19 protein-coding genes are annotated in these 18452 nt (G+C 61.1%); 8 read left to right on the top strand and 11 right to left on the bottom strand.

The window, feature by feature from the left end; translation table 11 throughout:
- The first annotated feature begins 63 nt into the window (after positions 1 to 63).
- Positions 64 to 537, top strand: coding sequence for a transcription elongation factor GreB (gene greB / locus AB5Z05_RS03710; RefSeq protein WP_005355349.1), 474 nt, complete (start codon positions 64 to 66; stop codon positions 535 to 537).
- Positions 538 to 739: 202 nt separating this feature from the next.
- A complete protein-coding gene (locus AB5Z05_RS03705; protein WP_368150125.1) occupies positions 740 to 3049 on the top strand; it encodes a Tex family protein in 2310 nt (769 codons plus the stop codon).
- Between the two features lie 70 nt (positions 3050 to 3119).
- Here AB5Z05_RS03705 and AB5Z05_RS03700 read toward each other — a convergent pair whose 3' ends face one another.
- The 4 genes from AB5Z05_RS03700 to bioH all read right to left on the bottom strand — a co-directional run bounded on the left by AB5Z05_RS03700 (position 3120) and on the right by bioH (position 5322).
- The gene (locus AB5Z05_RS03700; protein WP_005355353.1) at positions 3120 to 3398 is read right to left on the bottom strand and encodes a hypothetical protein; all 279 of its coding nucleotides are present in this window, start codon (positions 3396 to 3398) and stop codon (positions 3120 to 3122) included.
- A gap of 85 nt (positions 3399 to 3483) precedes the next feature.
- Positions 3484 to 4251, bottom strand: coding sequence for a putative metalloprotease CJM1_0395 family protein (locus tag AB5Z05_RS03695; RefSeq protein WP_123172164.1), 768 nt, complete (start codon positions 4249 to 4251; stop codon positions 3484 to 3486).
- A 1-nt stretch (position 4252) separates the two neighbouring features.
- Positions 4253 to 4486, bottom strand: coding sequence for a flagellar basal body rod C-terminal domain-containing protein (locus tag AB5Z05_RS03690; RefSeq protein ID WP_368150124.1), 234 nt, complete (start codon positions 4484 to 4486; stop codon positions 4253 to 4255).
- A gap of 71 nt (positions 4487 to 4557) precedes the next feature.
- Positions 4558 to 5322: a pimeloyl-ACP methyl ester esterase BioH gene (gene bioH / locus AB5Z05_RS03685; RefSeq protein WP_368150123.1), complete on the bottom strand. Its 765-nt coding sequence runs from the start codon at positions 5320 to 5322 to the stop codon at positions 4558 to 4560.
- A 38-nt stretch (positions 5323 to 5360) separates the two neighbouring features.
- On the opposite strand from bioH, the gene AB5Z05_RS03680 reads away from it, so the two are divergent.
- Both AB5Z05_RS03680 and nfuA read left to right on the top strand, forming a co-directional pair.
- Positions 5361 to 6089: a ComF family protein gene (locus AB5Z05_RS03680; RefSeq protein WP_368150122.1), complete on the top strand. Its 729-nt coding sequence runs from the start codon at positions 5361 to 5363 to the stop codon at positions 6087 to 6089.
- Between the two features lie 80 nt (positions 6090 to 6169).
- A complete protein-coding gene (nfuA, locus tag AB5Z05_RS03675) occupies positions 6170 to 6748 on the top strand; it encodes a Fe-S biogenesis protein NfuA (protein ID WP_005340636.1) in 579 nt (192 codons plus the stop codon).
- Positions 6749 to 6817: 69 nt separating this feature from the next.
- On the opposite strand, the gene gpsA is transcribed toward nfuA, so the two are convergent.
- Genes gpsA through AB5Z05_RS03660 form a run of 3 tightly spaced genes read right to left on the bottom strand, consistent with a single transcriptional unit; the run spans position 6818 to position 8777 of the window.
- Positions 6818 to 7822 carry an NAD(P)H-dependent glycerol-3-phosphate dehydrogenase gene (gene gpsA / locus AB5Z05_RS03670; RefSeq protein WP_019445045.1) on the bottom strand — a complete coding sequence of 335 codons (1005 nt, stop codon included), beginning with the start codon at positions 7820 to 7822 and terminating at the stop codon, positions 6818 to 6820.
- A 2-nt stretch (positions 7823 to 7824) separates the two neighbouring features.
- The gene (secB, locus tag AB5Z05_RS03665) at positions 7825 to 8295 is read right to left on the bottom strand and encodes a protein-export chaperone SecB (RefSeq protein WP_005340639.1); all 471 of its coding nucleotides are present in this window, start codon (positions 8293 to 8295) and stop codon (positions 7825 to 7827) included.
- A gap of 50 nt (positions 8296 to 8345) precedes the next feature.
- Positions 8346 to 8777: a rhodanese-like domain-containing protein gene (locus AB5Z05_RS03660; protein ID WP_005340640.1), complete on the bottom strand. Its 432-nt coding sequence runs from the start codon at positions 8775 to 8777 to the stop codon at positions 8346 to 8348.
- 246 nt (positions 8778 to 9023) lie between these two features.
- On the opposite strand from AB5Z05_RS03660, the gene gpmM reads away from it, so the two are divergent.
- Together gpmM and envC are read left to right on the top strand one after the other, a co-directional pair.
- Positions 9024 to 10553, top strand: coding sequence for a 2,3-bisphosphoglycerate-independent phosphoglycerate mutase (gene gpmM / locus AB5Z05_RS03655; RefSeq protein WP_005356867.1), 1530 nt, complete (start codon positions 9024 to 9026; stop codon positions 10551 to 10553).
- Positions 10554 to 10562: 9 nt separating this feature from the next.
- Entirely contained in the window at positions 10563 to 11915 is a 1353-nt protein-coding gene (gene envC / locus AB5Z05_RS03650; RefSeq protein WP_368150121.1) for a murein hydrolase activator EnvC, read from the top strand.
- 131 nt (positions 11916 to 12046) lie between these two features.
- Here envC and AB5Z05_RS03645 read toward each other — a convergent pair whose 3' ends face one another.
- Positions 12047 to 12697: a Qnr family pentapeptide repeat protein gene (locus tag AB5Z05_RS03645; RefSeq protein WP_368150120.1), complete on the bottom strand. Its 651-nt coding sequence runs from the start codon at positions 12695 to 12697 to the stop codon at positions 12047 to 12049.
- 89 nt (positions 12698 to 12786) lie between these two features.
- On the opposite strand from AB5Z05_RS03645, the gene AB5Z05_RS03640 reads away from it, so the two are divergent.
- Entirely contained in the window at positions 12787 to 13794 is a 1008-nt protein-coding gene (locus AB5Z05_RS03640) for a substrate-binding domain-containing protein (protein WP_005355407.1), read from the top strand.
- An 84-nt stretch (positions 13795 to 13878) separates the two neighbouring features.
- On the opposite strand, the gene AB5Z05_RS03635 is transcribed toward AB5Z05_RS03640, so the two are convergent.
- The 3 genes from AB5Z05_RS03635 to AB5Z05_RS03625 are packed head-to-tail and all read right to left on the bottom strand — an operon-like array spanning position 13879 to position 16832.
- A complete protein-coding gene (locus AB5Z05_RS03635) occupies positions 13879 to 14520 on the bottom strand; it encodes a bifunctional 4-hydroxy-2-oxoglutarate aldolase/2-dehydro-3-deoxy-phosphogluconate aldolase (protein WP_005342660.1) in 642 nt (213 codons plus the stop codon).
- Between the two features lie 9 nt (positions 14521 to 14529).
- Positions 14530 to 16326 carry a phosphogluconate dehydratase gene (gene edd, locus AB5Z05_RS03630; protein WP_266134971.1) on the bottom strand — a complete coding sequence of 599 codons (1797 nt, stop codon included), beginning with the start codon at positions 16324 to 16326 and terminating at the stop codon, positions 14530 to 14532.
- On the bottom strand, positions 16323 to 16832 hold the full coding sequence (locus AB5Z05_RS03625) for a gluconokinase (protein WP_005340649.1): 510 nt from the start codon (positions 16830 to 16832) through the stop codon (positions 16323 to 16325). The genes edd and AB5Z05_RS03625 overlap by 4 nt, the downstream gene beginning before the upstream one ends.
- A gap of 245 nt (positions 16833 to 17077) precedes the next feature.
- Between AB5Z05_RS03625 and gntU the strand changes: the two genes are divergently transcribed.
- On the top strand, positions 17078 to 18418 hold the full coding sequence (gntU, locus tag AB5Z05_RS03620; RefSeq protein ID WP_069527617.1) for a gluconate transporter: 1341 nt from the start codon (positions 17078 to 17080) through the stop codon (positions 18416 to 18418).
- Positions 18419 to 18452: the final 34 nt, after the last annotated feature.

The raw sequence follows: 18452 nt of genomic DNA, 5'->3' as shown, positions 1-18452 counted from the left end.
CAAAAGCTAATATTCCCGAGCAGTTAGCGATGAATACCCCTTTTTGACCAGGTCCGCATCATCATGAAGACAAAGCTGATCACCCGCGAAGGCTATAACAAGCTGAAAGAAGAGCTCGATTTCCTCTGGCGTCAGGAGCGCCCCGAGGTCACCAGGAAGGTGGCATGGGCCGCCAGTCTGGGGGATCGCAGCGAAAATGCCGACTACCAGTACAACAAGAAGCGGCTGCGGGAGATCGATCGGCGGGTGCGTTACCTGCGCAAGTGCCTCGAAGAGCTGGGGATCGTCGACTATGCCCCCGCGCAGGAGGGCAAGGTCTTCTTCGGCGCCTGGGTCGAGGTGGAAAACGAAGAGGGCGAGACCAAGCGCTTTCGCATCGTCGGCTATGACGAGATCTTCGAGCGCAAGGATTACATCTCCATCGACTCCCCCATGGCCCGCGCCCTGCTCAAGAAAGAGGTCGGTGATGAGGCCATCGTCCGTACGCCAGTTGGTGACGTCTGCTGGTATATCAACGAGATCAGCTACCCCAAATAGCCGGACTGCTGGCGAGCTGCTTGCCACAGGCACATCCTGAGTCACAGGTGCAATGGCAAGATAAACGCCCTCCCCTGCGACTTTATCAGTCTGACTGGTGCAGACCCCGGCGCAGGGTGGCATCCCGCAACACGACCCCATATAGTGCTCACACTTGGCGCCTGATGGCGCGGACTCGACCACAGAGGCCCTCAACAACATCATGATGCAAACCATAGAGAGACAGATTGCCGGTGAGCTCAATGCTCGCCCGGAGCAGGTGCAGGCCGCAGTGCGCCTGCTGGATGAAGGCTCGACCGTGCCCTTTATCGCCCGTTACCGTAAAGAGGTGACCGGCGGTCTGGACGACAGCCAACTACGTACTCTGGAGAGCCGCCTCGGCTATCTGCGTGAACTGGAAGATCGCCGTCAGGTGATCATTCGCTCCATCGAAGAGCAGGGCAAACTGACCCCCGAGCTGGCCCGCGAATTGAATGGCGCCGACAGCAAGACCCGACTGGAAGACCTCTACCTCCCCTACAAGCCCAAGCGCCGCACCAAGGGGCAGATGGCGATCGAAGCCGGGTTGGAGCCGCTTGCCAACCTGCTGCTCAGCGACCCGATGCAGGATCCCGAGCAAGCTGCAGCCATCGTCCTTAATCCCGAACAGGGCATTGCCGACAGCAAGGCGGCCCTCGACGGCGCCCGCTATATCCTGATGGAGCGCTTCGCCGAGCAGGCCGACCTGCTGGAGAAGCTGCGCGACTACCTGCGGCAAAATGCCACCCTGCGCGCCCGCGTGGTGGCAGGCAAGGAGCAGGAAGGGGCCAAGTTCAAGGACTATTTCGAACACGACGAACCCCTGCACAAGGCCCCCTCCCACCGGGTGCTGGCCATGCTGCGCGGCCGCAATGAAGGGATCCTCAATCTGGCTCTGGTAACCGGTGACGATGAGAGTGCCAGCCCCTGTGAAGGGATCATTGCCCACCACCTCAAGCTCAATCTGCAGAACCGCCCGGCCGACAAATGGCTGCAAGGGGTGGTGAGCTGGACTTGGAAGATCAAGTTGTCGCTTCAGATGGAGACCGAGCTGATCGGCCGTATCCGCGAATCGGCAGAGGAGGAAGCGATCAAGGTGTTCGCCATGAACCTCAAGGATCTGCTGATGGCGGCCCCGGCGGGCATGCGCTGCACCATGGGGCTGGATCCGGGCATCCGTACCGGGGTCAAGGTTGCCGTGGTGGATGCCACCGGCAAACTGGTCGATCACGCCACCATCTATCCGTTCGAACCAAAACGCCAGATTGATCAGAGCCTCAAGACCCTGAGCGAGCTGTGCCAGAAACACAAGGTCGAGCTCATCAGCATCGGCAACGGCACCGCCTCGCGGGAGACCGACCGGCTGGTGAGCGACCTGTTCGAGCGCTTCCCCGCCGCCAAGGCGCAGAAGATAGTGGTGAGCGAAGCAGGAGCCTCGGTCTACTCCGCCTCCGAACTCGCCTCCCAGGAGTTCCCGGATCTCGACGTCTCGATCCGTGGCGCCGTCTCCATCGCCCGCCGCCTGCAAGACCCGTTGGCCGAACTGGTCAAAATCGACCCCAAGAGCATCGGGGTCGGTCAGTATCAGCACGACGTCGGCCAGAGCCAGCTGGCCCGCCGGCTGGATGCCGTGGTTGAGGATTGCGTGAACGCGGTCGGGGTCGATGTGAACACCGCCTCGGTCGCCCTGCTCAACCGAGTTTCCGGCCTCTCCCAGACGTTGGCCCAGAACATCGTCGCCTATCGGGATGAGCACGGCGCTTTCAAGAGCCGTCAGCAGTTGCTGAAAGTCAGCCGACTCGGCCCCAAAGCCTTCGAGCAGTGCGCCGGCTTCCTGCGCATTCGCGGCGGCAGCAATCCCCTCGACAGCTCGGCGGTGCACCCGGAGTCCTATCCGGTGGTGGAGCGGATCCTCGCCAAGCTGGAGCAGACCGTGGAAAGCCTGCTCGGCAACAGCAGCCTGCTGCGCAGCCTGAAACCGGCCGATTACACCGATGAACAATTTGGCGTACCTACCGTCACCGACATCATCGGCGAGCTGGACAAGCCGGGCCGCGACCCGCGCCCCGAGTTCAAAACCGCGACCTTCAAGGAAGGGGTGGAGCAGATCAGCGACCTGGTGCCAGAGATGGTACTGGAAGGGGTGGTCACCAACGTCACCAACTTCGGCGCCTTCATCGATATCGGTGTTCATCAGGACGGTCTGGTGCACATCTCCTCCCTGACCGACCGTTTCGTCAAGGATCCCCGCGAGGTGGTCAAGGCGGGCGATATTGTGCGGGTCAAGGTGCTGGAGGTGGACGCCCCGCGCAAGCGGATCAGCCTGACCATGCGCCTCGACGAGAAAGCAGGACAAGCTGCCCGCAAGCCGGCTGAAGCGCGCAACAGCAGTGCTGGCAACACCAAACCAAAAAATGAGCCGCGCCAAAGCCCCCCTATGGGTGGTGCCATGGGCAACGCCTTCGCGGCAGCGCTCTCCAAAGCGAAAAAGTAGCGAAACCTTCCAGAAGTCCTCTGAATGCAAAAAGCCCCACAAGGGGCTTTTTTACACGCGAAGCTCAGGATCACTGCGTCAGGGCAGCAAGTATACTCTCGGGCTCTCCATGCTGGGCTAGCACCTCCCGAAGTCGGTTGAATGCCTTGCAGGCCTCTTGTGGATATTTTCCGTAAGAGACGACGCCGGTGTGACTCCAGCCAGCCGCCAGCATCACTTTCTTCTTGAAACTGGTTCCTTCAGTTCCTCCTCCTCCGAGCTGCATCAGAAATTGCTCCATCTGCAGGTGGGGGGGCGGCACACGAGAGAAGGTGGTGAAATCTTCCGCTTTGACTTCATCGAAATGCATGACAGCTCCTGTGAAATTGGAATGGGCCTGATCTTCAGGTTAGTTGCAAAACAGGCAAAGCTGCTGAAAGTTTGGCGAGGGTGATTCAGATATGCAGACTGAGGGACTGGGTAGAGGCCGGGCTGACAGCCTGTCGATAGTGGCCCGCGATGACACTGTTGCGTTTGTCCATATAGGCACTCAGCACACCGCCCGATTTCGCGCTCTGCTCGGCCATCAGCTCTTTGCGCGCCTTGGCCTCACTCGCGGCGGCGCTGCGCGCGACGGCCAGATCTTGCGCGGAAGGCTCGGCAGGCGCCAGCGCTGCAGAGCGGATCTGCTGCATCTTGGCGATGGTGGCGGCAGGGTCACCGGGTACGACACTGGTATCGATCTGGACTTCGCCACCCGTCGCATAACGCTTGCCATCCGGCCCTTGCGTAAACTGATAGGTGGGTGAGCTGGCGTACTCTCCACCCGCAGACTGGTGCGCCTGCTCGTGAGTGCGCACCTCCTTGTCACGCTCGACAAGATCCTGAACCTGCTGCTCTTGCCGCTGTTGCTGCTCCTGTTGTTTGGGATCTTGCTGCTTGCGCTGCCCATCCTCACCGGTTGCCTCGACAAAGCGATTGTCTGGCAGTGTCGTCGGGGCTAATTGCCCGGTTTCACGGCTGTTCTGGGAGCTCTGATTGCTGGAGGCCTGACCGGCTTTGGATTTCTCTTTCTGGGAGCCGACTTCAGATTCGGCAACGGAGGCTTGGCCCGCACGGGCCTGCGGGATCAGTTCTGCCCGGCGATTATCCGTCCTCGCCGCTTCCACCTGGGGTTGCAGCTGTGTCGGGATAAGGGGGGGCAGACTGACATTGATGTTCATCTCACACCCGGATGTCGATCAGGGTTCCCATCATCTCGCTGGCGGTCTGCACTACCTTGGCTGAAGCGCCAGCCTGCTGCTCGGCAACCTTGAGATTGACGAGCTCATCGGTCACTTGCACCTGATCCCCGTTGGGGGTGTTGAGGCGGGCGATCTGATTGGATGCCTTGTCGGCAATCTGCTCGGCTCGCTGAAATCCCTGTACCCCGCTGTTGAAAGCAGAATCAATACGCATGGTGTTACTCCTCTGGTCACAGCTTAATTATCCGCCAGACCAGAGGATTAATGAAGCTTACAGGCTGTTTTTTAGCCAACAAAATCTCGAACGATTTCAATGAATTCGTCAGGGTGGGAGATAAAAGGTGCGTGTGAGGCCTTATTAAGGGTCACGCTGCGGCTGGCAAGGTAGAGATCGTCCAGCAGGGGAATGGCCGCCTTGGGTACCAATGAATCCAGTCGGCCATAGATCCGCAACCAGGGCAGATCCAGCTCCCGCAGCGGTTCGCGCAGGTCAATCTCGGCCAACAGCGTCAGCCCGGCCTCGAGTGCGGCAAACTGGGGCGCCGGGCGCTCGGCCAGCCAGTGGCGCAACTGGCGGATATCGTCCCGAGCATGCTCGCTGCCCATCGCCTGGATCGCCAGAAAGCGCTCTATGGTCTGGCGAAAATCCCCCGCCAGCATCTGGTTGAAGCCGGTCAGCACTTTGGGGGCAATTCCGGGCCACTCGTCCCGCGCCATAAAGCAAGGGGAACTGGCTACCGTGATCAGGGAGTGCAGACGCTCGGAATGAGTCAGTGCCAGCTGGCTTGCCACCAGACCACCGAGGGACCAGCCAAGCAGATGGCACTTCTGCGGCAAGATGGTAGCCACCTGTTCGGCAAGCCAGGGCAGGCTGTAATCCACCTCGTCTGCCAGCGGGCTGTTGCCAAAACCGGGCAAGTCCACCAGATGAACCCGATAGTGGGGCGCCAACTGCTGGGCAATACCATGCCAGACCGCACCATTCATCCCCCAACCGTGCAACAGCACCAGATCGGGCCCCTGGCCAAACTGCTCTACCGATATGCTCATCTAGACTCAAGATCCCTGTTCATGCTCTTGGGGTCAGCATGTTAAAGCGACTGCTCGCTAAAGCAAGCCCGCTGCTCGGCAGCCATGGCGACTGGCAAGGGAGCTGCCTGCTCTGCCATCAGCCTTGCGACAACGAGCCCCTGCTCTGTAGCTGGTGTCGGCAGGCGCTGCACCAGTCGCAGCCAAGATGCCGCCTCTGCGCCGCGCCGTTGGCAGACTATATAGAAGAGATCATACCGGTCTGCGGCCGCTGCCAGCGCAGACCTCCCCCCTGGGAGCGGTTGCAGGTGATCGGCGACTACCAAGCCCCCTACCCCATGCTGATCCCCCGGCTCAAATATTCCGGCCAGATCCTGCTGGCGCCGCTACTGGCACGCCTCTTGGCCGATCATCTGGATGGCAGCGATCCGCCGGAGGCAATCATTCCGGTTCCCCTGCACTGGTGGCGGCAGTGGCGGCGCGGTTTCAATCAGGCGGAGGAGATCGCGCACACCCTTGGCGAGCTCACCGGCATTCCCTGCGACAGCACCCTGCTGCAGCGCATCAAGGCGACCCCGCAGCAAACAACCCTCAGCGCCGGGCAACGGCGGCGCAATCTGCGCGGGGCATTCCAGATCCACCCCCATCACTATCGCCATGTCGCCCTGCTCGACGACGTCGTGACCACCGGCGCCACCGCCGGTCAGCTCAGTCGTTTGCTCCATGAGAGCGGCATCACAAAGGTAGAAGTGTGGGCAATCTGTCGTACCCTCCGGCACAGCAAGTAGCCATCGGCATGCTACCCAAGCATTAATAACCGCGTTATTATGAATACCCTAGTCGTACACTCAGGTTTATGAGGATAGTGATGATCAGCATTTCCGACGCCGCCCAGGCCCATTTCCGTAAACTGCTGGAAAAACAGCCTGATGGCACCAATATCCGGGTGTTTGTGGTCAATCCGGGAACCCAGAATGCCGAGTGTGGCGTATCGTATTGCCCGCCCGATGCCGTGGACCCGGAAGATCAACACCTGCCCTTCAGCGGCTTCGACTGCATGGTCGATCCCCTGAGCGCCCCCTTCCTGGTGGATGCCACCATCGATTTCGTGACCGATCAGATGGGCTCCCAGCTCACTCTGAAAGCACCGAACGCCAAGATGCGTAAAGTGGCCGATGACGCGCCGCTGATCGAGCGCATCGAGTACGTGTTGATGTCCGAAGTGAACCCCATGCTGGCCGGTCACGGTGGCAAGGTCACCCTGGTCGAGCTGACTGAAGACAAACTGGCCATCCTGCAGTTTGGCGGTGGTTGCAACGGTTGCTCCATGGTCGATTACACCCTGAAAGAGGGGATCGAGAAGCAGCTGCTGGAGAAGTTCCCGGGTGAGCTCAACGGCGTGAAAGATGCCACCGAGCACCAGCGCGGCGACCACTCCTACTATTGATTTGTTGCCCTTGCAGCAAAGAAAAGGCCCCGCCATCTGGCGGGGCCTTTTGCATGAGCAATTGGCAGATTACTCGTCCTTCTTGTCTCGCGACAGCAGGGCGATGGCCGCCTCTTTCGGGTTCTTACCCTCGTAGAGCACCTTGAAGATCTGTTCGCAGATGGGCATCTCGACGCCGCAGCGGGCCGCCAGCAGATGCACCTCTTTGGTGTTGCGATACCCCTCCACCACCTGACCGATCTCGGTCATGGCGGTGTTCACATCCTTGCCAGCCCCGAGGGCCAGTCCGAAGCGACGGTTGCGCGACTGGTTGTCGGTACAGGTGAGCACCAGATCCCCGAGCCCCGCCATCCCCATAAAGGTTTTGGCATCGGCACCCAGCGCCGCACCCAGACGCTGCATCTCCACCAGACCCCGGGTGATGAGCGCGGTTCTGGCATTGGCGCCAAACCCGAGCCCGTCGGAGAGACCGGCACCGATGGCGATGACGTTCTTCACCGCCCCACCCAGCTGCAGACCGACGAAGTCCGGATTGGTATAGACCCGGAACGAGCGGCCACAGTGCAGCAGATGGGAGAGATCGTCGGCGAACTCGTCGTGGGTCGAAGCGACCGAGATGGCGGTCGGCAGACCAGCAGCCAGCTCCTTGGCGAAGGTGGGGCCGGAGATGACCGCCAGCGGCATCTCGTCACCCAGCACTTCACGAGCCACATCCTGCAGCAGACGGCCACTGTCCGGCTCCAGACCCTTGGTGGCCCAGGCGATACGGGTATCGGGGCGCAAGAAGGGCTTGATCCGGGTCAGCACATCGCCAAATACATGGCTCGGCACGACCAGCAGCAGCACGGGGGCAGCCTGTACCGCACGTTGCAGATCCGCAGTTAGCTGCAGATCGGCAGGAAAAGGGACATCAGGCAGAAAAGCCTTGTTGCAGCGGTCTTGTTCCAGCTCGGCGACATGAGCAGGGTCGTGACCCCACAGCAGGGTCGGATGACCGTTGCGCGCCAGAGAAATGGCAAGGGCGGAGCCATAAGACCCCGCCCCCAAGACCGAGATAGCGATCTGGTCAGCCATTATCAGGCTTCCGCAGTCGCCTGCTGGGCCTGTGCTTGCGCCATGTGCTGGGCAAACAGGGCATCGAAGTTGACCGGTGCCAGGTTCAGCTGCGGGAAGGAACCCTTGCTCACCATGTTGGCCACGGCTTCGCGGGCATATGGGAACAGGATGTTCGGGCAGAAGGCAGCCAGGCAGTGAGCCAGTTGCGGCTCCGGCAGGTTACCGATGGTGAAGATACCGGCTTGCTGTACTTCGCACAGGAAGGCAGTTTCGGTTTCCAGTTTGCAGGTTACGGTCAGGGTCAGGACAACCTCGTACACGTTCTCAGCCAGGATGTTGGTCTTGGTATCCATATCCAGCTTGACGTCCGGCTGCCACTCTTTCTGGAAGATGTGCGGGGTGTTCGGCGCTTCGAAAGAGACATCCTTGGTGTAAACACGCTGGATGTGGAATTCCGGTTGTACTTCCTGGTTGTTGATCTCGTCAGCCATTTCGTTTGATTCCTTGTTATATGGATAAGTGGGCTCAGGCCCTGCTTAAATCAGCGTTTCTTGGTTACCGGCAGATTTTCTGCACGCCATTGGGCCATGCCACCGCCGAGCACGTAAACCTGCTTGAAGCCAGCTTTGCTCAGCTGGCGGCCCGCGCCGCCCGCAGTCATTCCCGACTCGCACACCACTATGATGGGGGCATCTTTATGCTTTTCAACCGGGCCCAGATTATTGCTCTGGATCTGGGTCAGCGGCAGGTGCTGGGCACCGGCCAGATGGCCCTTGGCGTACTCTTCCTGACTGCGAATATCCACCACGGTGGCATTCTCGCGGTTGATCAGCAGGGTCGCGGTGTGATTGTTGACGGTTTTTACCGGGGACAAACGGGCACGCACAGTGGTGTAAACCAGGGTGCCAGCCAGACCCAACCAGGCTGCGGTCAGCAGCGGGTTACGGGCCGCAAAATCCAAATACTCTTGCATCTTCTACTATCCAGGGACCAAGACAAGGGCCCGAGTATACATGGGGGTATTGATAAGATCAGCCATCTTGGCGGCAAAGCGCGAGCAGGCTCCCATCATCATTGGGCAGCGAGCATGGCAGGAAGGGCATGGCTTGCGGGGCCGCGGGAGCGCCCCTTGGCTATCAGGTGACTATTTCGGCAGATGTAGTAATATTACGCTAGTTTCATTTCCCGCATTTTTTCCAATCCGAGAGGACATAGTCTTATGTCAACAGCTAAGAAACCTTTGGTTCTGGTCATCATGGACGGTTGGGGCTACAGCACCAAGCAAGAGCACAACGCCGTCGCTGCCGCCAAGACTCCCAACCTCGATCGTCTGGCCCGTGACTACACCAGTACCCTGATCTCCGGTTCCGGTCTGGACGTCGGTCTGCCGGATGGCCAGATGGGGAACTCTGAAGTGGGTCACGTCAACATCGGTGCCGGTCGCATCGTCTATCAGGAGCTGACCCGCATCTCCAAAGACATCCAGGACGGTGAATTCTTCCAGAACGTCGAGCTGGCCAAGGCTGTTGACGCTGCCGTGACCAACGGCAAAGCAGTTCACATCATGGGCCTGATGTCCCCGGGTGGCGTACACAGCCACGAAGAGCACATCATGGGCATGATCGAAATGGCAGCCAAGCGTGGCGCCGAGAAGATCTACCTGCACGCCTTCCTGGATGGCCGCGACGTTCCGCCGCGCTCCGCCCAGTCCTCCATCGAGCTGTTCGATGCCCTGTTCGCCAAGCTCGGCAAGGGTCGTTTCGCCTCCATGATCGGCCGTTACTTCGCCATGGACCGTGACAACCGCTGGGATCGCGTGCAGCAAGCCTATGACCTGATGACCCAGGGCAAGGGCGAGTTCACCGCCGAGAGCGCCACCGAAGCGCTGGCTGCCGCCTATGCTCGCGATGAGAACGACGAATTCGTCAAAGCCACCCGCATCGGCGAAGCTGCCCCGATGGAAGATGGTGATGCGCTGATTTTCATGAACTTCCGTGCCGACCGTGCCCGTGAAATCACCCGCGCCTTCGTTGACACCGACTTCACCGGCTTCGCCCGTGCAGTCGAGCCGAAGCTGAACTTCGTGATGCTGACCGAATACGCGGCCGACATCAAAACTGCCTGTGCCTACCCGCCGACCGCTCTGGTCAACACCCTGGGTGAGTGGCTGGCCAAGCAGGGCAAGACCCAGCTGCGCATCTCCGAAACCGAGAAGTATGCTCACGTCACCTTCTTCTTCAACGGTGGCGAAGAGTCCTGCTTCACCGGCGAAGATCGCGAGATCGTGGCCAGCCCGAAAGTGGCGACCTATGACCTGCAGCCGGAGATGAGCTCCGAAGAGCTGACCGACAAGCTGGTTGCGGCCATCAAGAGCGGCAAGTACGACGTCATCATCTGTAACTACCCGAATGGCGACATGGTTGGTCACACCGGTGTGTTCGATGCCGCCGTCAAAGCGTGTGAAGCCGTTGACCACTGCATCGGTCGCGTCACCGACGCCCTGGCCGAAGTGGGTGGCGAGTGCCTGATCACTGCCGACCACGGCAACGCCGAGAAGATGCTGGACGAAGAGACTGGTCAGGCCCACACCGCCCACACCAATCTGCCGGTTCCGCTCATCTATTTCGGTCGCAAAGCCGAGGTAGTTGAAGGTGGCAAACTGTCCGATCTGGCCCCCACCATGCTGACCCTGATGGGTCTGCCGGTACCGCCGGAAATGACTGGCAAGCCCCTGATGATTCTGAAATAATCCTTCCCCATGCGGGGATGCGAAGTTATTTCACAGAAAACCAGTCGCGTCGGCCTGTTGGCCGGCGCGCTGTTTTTTTGCCTGTCGTTTGGCGCCAGCAAACCGGCTTTGGCCGCCAATCAGCAGCTGGGAACCATGCAGTCCCAGATCAAAGAGCAACAGAAGACCATCAAGCTCAGCAAGCAGGAGCTTGCCAAGCTCAATACCCAGCTCAAGGCTGACGAGCAGGCCATCTCGGCCGCCGCCGCCAAACTCAACCAGACCAGGCAGCAGTTGAAGCAGAACCAGCAGACGCTGGCGACCCTGCAAAAAGACAAGCTGGCGCTGGAAGTTCAAGCCAAACATCAAAAGCAGTTGCTGGCCAAACAGGCGGAGAGCGCCTTTCAGGCGGGCAACCACGACTACCTCAAACTGCTGCTCAATCAGCAGGATCCGGCCAAACTGAGCCGCTCCCTCGACTACTACGACTACCTCAATAAGGCCCGCATCGAGGCCATCGACGCCCTGCGCGCCACCCGTGACAAGCTGGCGAAAAACCAGCAGGCCACCAAAGAGACCGAAACCAGACTGCAAACCCTGCTTGCCGAACAGCAGGAGCATCACCAGACCCTGCTGGCCAGCCAGCAGAGCCGGGCCAAGGTGCGCAACCAGTTGCAGCAGTCGGTACAGGATGACGAGCAGAAGCTCACCAAGCTGGTCAAGGCGGAGAAGGCGCTGAAAGCCCGGCTGGAAGAGCTGCGTCGCAAGCGTGAAGAGCAGGAGCGCCGTGAACGGGCCGAGCGGGAACGGCTGGCCAAGCTGAAAGCGGAGCAGGAGCGTCAGCGCAAGCTGGCTGAACAGCGCCGCGCCGAGCAACAACGACTCGCCACCCAGCAGAATAAAACCGTCAAACCGGCAGAACCTGCCGAAGAGGTAGCCAGCAGCAAACCGGAGCGCGGCTCGGGCATCAGCAGTGCTGGCCACTATAGCGGCCTCAAGACCAATGGCAGCCTGCGCTGGCCGGTGCAGGGACCGATCCTCATCTCCTATGGCTCGCCCCGCACCGCCCAGCTCAAGTGGAAAGGCACCCTGATCGGCGCCAGCGAAGGTACCCAGGTCAAGGCGGTTGCACCGGGACAAGTGGTCTACGCCGACTGGCTCGACGGCTTCGGTATGCTGCTGGTGATCGACCACGGTAAAGGCTATATGAGCCTCTACGGTCACAATCAGTCGCTGCTGCGTCAGGTTGGCCAGAATGTGGAACAGGGTGAGCCGGTGGCACTGGTCGGTGACAGCGGCGGTCAGGACAGACCTGGCCTCTACTTCGAAATTCGCTATCAGGGAGAGGCCATCAACCCGACCAAATGGCTGGCCAAGGGTTGAGTCAACACGGCCGACAAGCCATAACACGCTCACTAGCAAAAGCCTGCCTCACGCAGGCTTTTGTCGTTTCAGGAGCGCCCTCCCCACTGTCGGCCCCATTTGATGAAAAATTACCTAATTTTTCGCTCGGCTCAGGGGAAGACAACCAGACCGATCTCCTCCAGCAATACCTGCTGCTGATCCTCGTTAATTTGCACCCCTTGCAGATCGACCCGCCGCAGATCCAGCCCCGGCAGGTCGCACTGGCGCAGATCGCAGCCCTGCAGCTTGAAGCTGGTCCAGTCAATCTGGCCAAACTCGGAGCCGCTGAGATCGGAACCCGCCAGCGAGGCACCAAACAGGTTGGCCCCCTGCCAACGGTTGCCGGTCAGCTCGCACTTCTCCAGCAGGCAACCCTCGAAGCTGGCGTAGCTGAAGTTGTTGCCGGTCAGATGGGCCTCGCAGAAGTAGCTTTTGGCGGTAATCTGGTTGGCGAAGCTAGCATGGCCGAAGTTGATGCCGACCGCCTGACAGTCGCGCATCTCCAACCCCAGACACTGGCTGCGGCTGCAATCGGCCATGGTGAGATCGCAGCGCAGGAAGCTGGCCTCGCGCAGTTCGCAACCCTGCAACAGGCAGCCCCGTTCACTCTCCCGATCGTAGAAGCTGCAGTCGATGAAGCGGCTATCGCTCAAATCCAGCCAAGAGAAATTACAGCCGATAAAGCGGCACTCCGAGAACTGCTCCCCCTCCACATCCTGTTGCTCGAACCGGACATCCACGAACTGCTTGCCTCTGATCATCGGAAAACTCCTGCAAAAACGGCTTCATATGCTGACTTTATCCGCCAAAAACGGTAATGTTACATGTAACATCCACGCTGGACACCCCTATGAGCCCCACCCGCAAGCGCCGCCCCACCCTGCAAGATATCGCCGACCAGACCGGCGTGACCAAGATGACTGTCAGCCGCTATCTGCGCGACCCGCAGACCGTGGCGGAGGGGACCCGCGAGCGGATCGCAGCTGTAGTGGAAGAGCTGGGTTATATCCCCAATCGGGCGCCGGATATTCTCTCCAACGCGACCAGCAAGGCGATCGGCATCCTGATCCCCTCCCTCTCCAACCAGGTCTTCTCGGCGGTGATCCATGGCATCGAGTCGGTGACCCGACCGGCCGGTTACCAGACCCTGCTGGCCCACTACGGCTACAGCCCGGAGCGGGAGGAGGAGCAAGTCGCGTCCCTGCTCTCCTATCACGTGGATGGGCTGATCCTCTCCGACAGCCAGCACACCGAGCGCACCCGCAAGATGATCGCCACCGCCGGCATTCCGGTGGTGGAGACCATGGATCTGCCGCAAACCCCCATCGATATGGTGGTCGGCATGGATCATAGAGCCGCCGCCCGGGCCATGGTAACAGAGATGCTGCACCGGGGCCGACGCAAGGTGGTCTATCTGGGGGCGCGGCTCGACGTGCGTACCCAGCTGCGGATGGAGGGTTACTATCAGGCGATGACCGACTTCGGCCTCACCGGCCAGCATCTGCTGACCGAACAATCTTCCAGCTTCACTCTGGGGGGCGAGCTGCTGGATCAGGCGCTGGTGCGCTATCCCGACCTCGACGGCCTGTTCTGCACCAACGATGACCTGGCGGTGGGCGCCTTGCTGCAGTGTCAGGCCAAGTGGATCCCGGTTCCCCAGCAGATCGCCATCGCCGGTTGCAACGCCCTCGACATCGGCCACGCCATGACCCCCAAACTGGCCAGTATCGCCACCCCGCGGGAAGCGATCGGTCGGGAGGCGGCCACCATGCTGCTGGCGCGTCTCAACGGCCAATCCCAACCCGATACCCGCAAAGATATCGGCTTCTCCCTCTATGTCGGGGAGAGTCTGGGGTAATCCCTTCCCTCACCCACTTAAGTCACGCTGATAGCAAACAGGCCACCCGAGGGTGGCCTGTTTGGTTTTCGGCACAACTGAGGCTTAGCGTTTTACCAACTCAACCGCTTCGCGGGAGAGGCGAGTCACCTCTTCCCAGTTGCCGCTCTTGACCGCATCGGCCGGCAGCATCCAGGAGCCGCCGACAGTGGCCACGCATTTGAGCGCCAGATAGTCGGCCACGTTTTTCGGGCCGATACCGCCGGTCGGGCAGAACTTCACCTGGGGCAGCGGCGCGGCAATGGCGGAGAGCGCCTTGGTGCCGCCGTTCGCTTCGGCCGGGAAGAACTTCAGATGGTCATAACCCGCTTCCAGCGCCTGCATCACTTCAGACGGGGTAGCGACGCCCGGGATCAGCGGTGCAGTGCTCTTGGCCGCGTGGGCCAGCAGGGCCGGGGTCATCCCCGGGGAGATGACGAAGCGGGCACCGGCAGCGACGGCGGCGTCAAACTGCTCGCAGTTGAGCACGGTACCGGCACCGACCATGGCATCCGGCATCGCCTTGGCGATGAGGGCGATGGCATCGAGCGCCACCGGGGTGCGCAAGGTGATTTCGAAGACAGAGATGCCGCCGTCGAGCAGCGCCTTGGCCATCGGCAGGGCCTGATCCAGCTCGTTGATAACCATCACGGGTACCAGCGGGGAGGCGGCAAACACCTCGGCCGGGGTCACTTTCCAGTTCTGCATAGCTCTTCCTTAGTCAAAGATGGTAGCGCCACACTCGGCGCTCGATACCGCGCGACGCATCACGCTGAACAGTTCACGGCCCCACCCCTCTTGTTCCAGAGTGAGGTCAATCTCGGCCTGGGTACGGCCACTCAAATCGGTAAGACAGTCGAGGCTGCCGTTTACCGCGTCAACCCGCAGCAGGTCGCCATCGGCCAGCAGGCCAATGGCCCCGCCGTGCAGCGCTTCCGGGGTGACGTGGATGGCGGCCGGGATCTTGCCGGAGGCACCGGAGAGGCGGCCATCGGTGACCAGCGCCACCTTGTAACCCGCCTTCTGCAGGTTGCCGAGCACCGGCATCAGCTTGTGCAGCTCCGGCATGCCGTTGGCGGCCGGGCCATTGTGGCGCACCACGATCACGGCGTCCTGATTGAGATCGCCCGCCTTGTAGGCCGCTTCCACCGCATGTTGGGAGGAGAAGACCCGCGCCGGGGCTTCAATCACCCGATACTCGGGAGCCACGGCGGAGACCTTGACCACGGCGCGGCCCAGATTGCCCGCCAGCAGCTTGGTACCGCCGGTGACCTGGAATACGCTGCCGGAAGGTGAAAGCACGCTCGCATCGCCGCTCTCGCCCACCGGCTGCCATACCAGCTGGCCATCGACCAGTGCCGGACGACTGAGGTAATCCTGCATCTCGCCAAAGACCGGAGTGGCATCCATATGGATCAGCCCCTCTTCGGCCAGACGGCGCATCAGGCCGGGCACGCCGCCTGCCTGTTCGAAGGCATTGACGTCGGCCGGGCCGTTCGGGTACATGCGAACCAGCAGCGGCACCACGTCGGAGAGATCGCTGATGTCATCCCAGGTCAGTACCAGACCGGCGGCGCGGGCCAGCGCCACCATGTGGATGCTGTGGTTGGTGCTGCCGCCGGAGGCGAGCAGGGCCACCAGACCGTTGACCAGCGAGCGCTCATCCAGCACCTCGCTCAGGGGGCGATAGGCCGGAGATCCCGGGATCATGGCGCTGATACGGCGAGCCGCCTCGGCGGTCAGGGCTCGGCGCAGCTCGCTATGGGGATGCACAAAGGCGGAGCCCGGCAGCATCAGGCCCATGGCCTCGAACACCAGCTGGTTGGTGTTGGCGGTGCCGTAGAAGGTGCAGGTGCCTGCCGCGTGGTAGGCGCCGCACTCCATCTCCAGCAGAGCATCACGACCCACTTCACCGGCGGCGTACTTCTGACGCACCTTCACCTTCTCGTCGTTGCTGATGCCGCTCGCCATCGGGCCAGCAGGAACAAATGCAGTCGGCAGGTGAGCGTGGGAGAGGGCCCCCATGATCTGGCCCGGAGCTATCTTGTCGCAGATACCGAGCAGCAGGGTGGCATCAAAGGTGTTGTGAGAGAGCGACAGCGCGGTCGCCTGGGCGATCAGGTCGCGGGAGAAGAGGGACATGTCCATCCCCGGCTGCCCCTGAGTCACGCCGTCGCACATGGCGGGCACACCGCCAGCGACCTGGGCGCTGTGGCCCAGCTCGGCCAGTACCGCCTTGATCTGATCCGGATAGCCCTGATAGGGCTGATGGGCGCTCAGCATGTCGTTGTAGGCGGTGACGATGCCGACGTTGGCGCGGGTCATATCGAGAATGCGACCCTTCTCGTCACTGCTGCAGGCGGCCACGGCGTGGGCCAGGTTGCCGCAGGCCAGCGCGGCGCGGGTCTTGCCCTGATCTGCCTGGCGCTGGATGCGAGCCAGAAATGCCTGACGACGGGCGACACTGCGCTCGCGGATGCGGGCGGTGACGTCGGAAATTACCTGATGAATCATTGGGCTTGCTCCAATGCTGTGACGGCGCGGTCAACCACCTGTTCGAAGGTGCCGTCTATATCAATGTGGAATACACCGGCTTCGCCATCCGGGCGCTCCAGCGTATCGAACTGACTTTGTACCATGCTTTCACGCATGAAGTGGCCCTTGCGGGCACGCATCCGCTCGAGGATCAGCGGCTGGCTGCCATCGAGGAAGATGAAGCTGACCGACTCGTTGCCTTCGCGGATCTGGTCGCGGTACTTCTTTTTGAGGGCGGAACAGACAATGATGCCGGTCTCGTTCTTCTGCTCGAGACTGTAGGCGGCGTCGCGGATCCGCTCCAGCCAGGGGGCACGATCCTCATCGTTGAGGGGGTTGCCGCCAGCCATCTTCTGGATGTTGGCCTTGGGGTGCAGGTCATCACCATCAATGAACTTGGCGCCCAGCGCTTCGGCCACTTTCAGACCCACGCTGGATTTGCCGCTACCACACACACCCATCACGATAATGCACTTACCCGCCATAATTTGACCTCTGTCCCACTTTTCAAAAAACCAGCTGTTGATGGGTTCTAATCTAACACGTTACCGGTAACATGTTACCGGTAACGATTGAAAATGTGAAGTCTGCCACAGACTGAGCAAACCCATAGTCACCTGGGCATATGATGTTGAGCCCTTGCCATAAATCTAAATAAATCATAAAGATATGGTTTGCCGACGGATCGGCAAGGTGTCACGACTGAACTTGGAAAAAGGAACGCATAACAATGTCTGACCTCTCCCTGATCATGACAGCCGCCGGCTCGATTGTGCTGCTGCTCTTCCTGGTGATGAAGGCCCGGCTCCACGCCGTGGTAGCCCTGATCCTGGTCTCCATGGTGGCGGGTCTCGCCGCTGGCATGAACCCGGCCGATATCGCCGCCACCATCCAGAAAGGGATGGGTGGCACCCTCGGTTTCGTCGCGGTAGTGGTGGCGCTGGGCGCCATGTTCGGCAAGGTGATGGAAGTGACCGGTGCCCTCGACCGGGTGGCCCACACCCTGCTCGGCAAGTTCGGCGTCAAGCGCGCCAACTGGGCCATGGCACTGACCGGCTTTGTCTGCGCCCTGCCGCTCTTCTTTGACGTGGCCGTGGTGCTGCTGATCGGCGTCGCCTTCGCCATCGTCCGTCGTGGCGGCGGCAGCGTGGTTAAGATTGGTATCGCCCTGCTGGCCGGTATCGCGACTTGCCAGGCCTTCCTTATTCCGGCGCCGGGCCCGATCCTGGTGGCATCCCAGCTGGGTGCCGACTTCGGCTACATGATCCTGTTCGGCCTGATCGCCGCCGTGCCGGCGCTGATCCTGGCTGGCCCGCTGTTCGGTGACTTCATCAGCAAGATCGTCGATGTGCCGCTGCCTGCCGATGCCCAGAACAGCGTCCACGATGACAGCAAATCCCTGCCCTCCTTCGGGCTGGCCATGGGCCTCATCGGTCTGCCGCTGCTGCTGATCGGCCTCAAGACCATCGTCGGTCGTTTCGTCGAGGCGGGCTCCACCCTGCACAACTGGCTGGAGTTCATCGGTCACCCCTTCACTGCCATCATGGTCGCCTGTCTGGCCGCCTTCTATCTGCTGGGTATTCGCCGTGGCATGTCCCGTGACGAGGTGATGAGCGTCTGCAACAGCGCCATCCAGCCGGCAGGCGTCATCATTCTGGTGACCGGTGCCGGTGGCGTGTTCAAGCAGGTGCTGGTTGATTCCGGTGTGGGTGCTGCCCTTGGCAACATGCTGGCCGATTCCGGTCTGCCCATCGTCGCGCTGGCCTTCATTCTGGCCGCTGCGGTACGGGTGATTCAGGGCTCCGCCACCGTCGCCATGCTGACCGCCTGTGGTCTGGTGCTGCCGATGCTGGAGCCCCTCGGTCTGAACGGCGCCCAGCTGGCGGCCGTCACCATCGCCATCGGCGGCGGTGCCATCGTGCTCTCCCACGTCAACGACTCCGGTTTCTGGCTGGCCAACCGCTACCTCGGTCTGACCGAGAAGCAGACCCTGCAGACCTGGACCGTGATGGAGACCATCATCGGCACCACTGGCGGCGTGATGGCGATGATCATCTACAGCTTCCTCTGACAAGGGCGAAATGCTGACAAAAAGGCCTCACTCG

The organism is Aeromonas sp. R2-4, assembly GCF_040908365.1.
Taxonomy (GTDB): Bacteria; Pseudomonadota; Gammaproteobacteria; order Enterobacterales; family Aeromonadaceae; genus Aeromonas; species Aeromonas veronii.
The sequence above is the reverse complement of the archived record's forward strand: the minus strand, read 5'-3'. Positions and strand labels throughout refer to the sequence as shown.

What these genes read in the sequence shown, in the direction of transcription:
- bioH (WP_368150123.1), bottom strand. Translation starts at nt 5,322, where the DNA reads ATGAGCATATCGGTAGAGCAGTTTGGCCAGGGGCCCGATCTGGTGCTG.
- gpmM (WP_005356867.1), top strand. Translation starts at nt 9,024, where the DNA reads ATGTCAACAGCTAAGAAACCTTTGGTTCTGGTCATCATGGACGGTTGG.
- AB5Z05_RS03705 (WP_368150125.1), top strand. Translation starts at nt 740, where the DNA reads ATGATGCAAACCATAGAGAGACAGATTGCCGGTGAGCTCAATGCTCGC.
- AB5Z05_RS03660 (WP_005340640.1), bottom strand. Translation starts at nt 8,777, where the DNA reads ATGCAAGAGTATTTGGATTTTGCGGCCCGTAACCCGCTGCTGACCGCA.
- nfuA (WP_005340636.1), top strand. Translation starts at nt 6,170, where the DNA reads ATGATCAGCATTTCCGACGCCGCCCAGGCCCATTTCCGTAAACTGCTG.
- gntU (WP_069527617.1), top strand. Translation starts at nt 17,078, where the DNA reads ATGTCTGACCTCTCCCTGATCATGACAGCCGCCGGCTCGATTGTGCTG.
- AB5Z05_RS03680 (WP_368150122.1), top strand. Translation starts at nt 5,361, where the DNA reads ATGTTAAAGCGACTGCTCGCTAAAGCAAGCCCGCTGCTCGGCAGCCAT.
- AB5Z05_RS03700 (WP_005355353.1), bottom strand. Translation starts at nt 3,398, where the DNA reads ATGCATTTCGATGAAGTCAAAGCGGAAGATTTCACCACCTTCTCTCGT.
- AB5Z05_RS03640 (WP_005355407.1), top strand. Translation starts at nt 12,787, where the DNA reads ATGAGCCCCACCCGCAAGCGCCGCCCCACCCTGCAAGATATCGCCGAC.
- envC (WP_368150121.1), top strand. Translation starts at nt 10,563, where the DNA reads ATGCGGGGATGCGAAGTTATTTCACAGAAAACCAGTCGCGTCGGCCTG.
- AB5Z05_RS03695 (WP_123172164.1), bottom strand. Translation starts at nt 4,251, where the DNA reads ATGAACATCAATGTCAGTCTGCCCCCCCTTATCCCGACACAGCTGCAA.
- greB (WP_005355349.1), top strand. Translation starts at nt 64, where the DNA reads ATGAAGACAAAGCTGATCACCCGCGAAGGCTATAACAAGCTGAAAGAA.
- AB5Z05_RS03625 (WP_005340649.1), bottom strand. Translation starts at nt 16,832, where the DNA reads ATGGCGGGTAAGTGCATTATCGTGATGGGTGTGTGTGGTAGCGGCAAA.
- AB5Z05_RS03645 (WP_368150120.1), bottom strand. Translation starts at nt 12,697, where the DNA reads ATGATCAGAGGCAAGCAGTTCGTGGATGTCCGGTTCGAGCAACAGGAT.
- edd (WP_266134971.1), bottom strand. Translation starts at nt 16,326, where the DNA reads ATGATTCATCAGGTAATTTCCGACGTCACCGCCCGCATCCGCGAGCGC.
- AB5Z05_RS03690 (WP_368150124.1), bottom strand. Translation starts at nt 4,486, where the DNA reads ATGCGTATTGATTCTGCTTTCAACAGCGGGGTACAGGGATTTCAGCGA.
- AB5Z05_RS03635 (WP_005342660.1), bottom strand. Translation starts at nt 14,520, where the DNA reads ATGCAGAACTGGAAAGTGACCCCGGCCGAGGTGTTTGCCGCCTCCCCG.
- gpsA (WP_019445045.1), bottom strand. Translation starts at nt 7,822, where the DNA reads ATGGCTGACCAGATCGCTATCTCGGTCTTGGGGGCGGGGTCTTATGGC.
- secB (WP_005340639.1), bottom strand. Translation starts at nt 8,295, where the DNA reads ATGGCTGACGAGATCAACAACCAGGAAGTACAACCGGAATTCCACATC.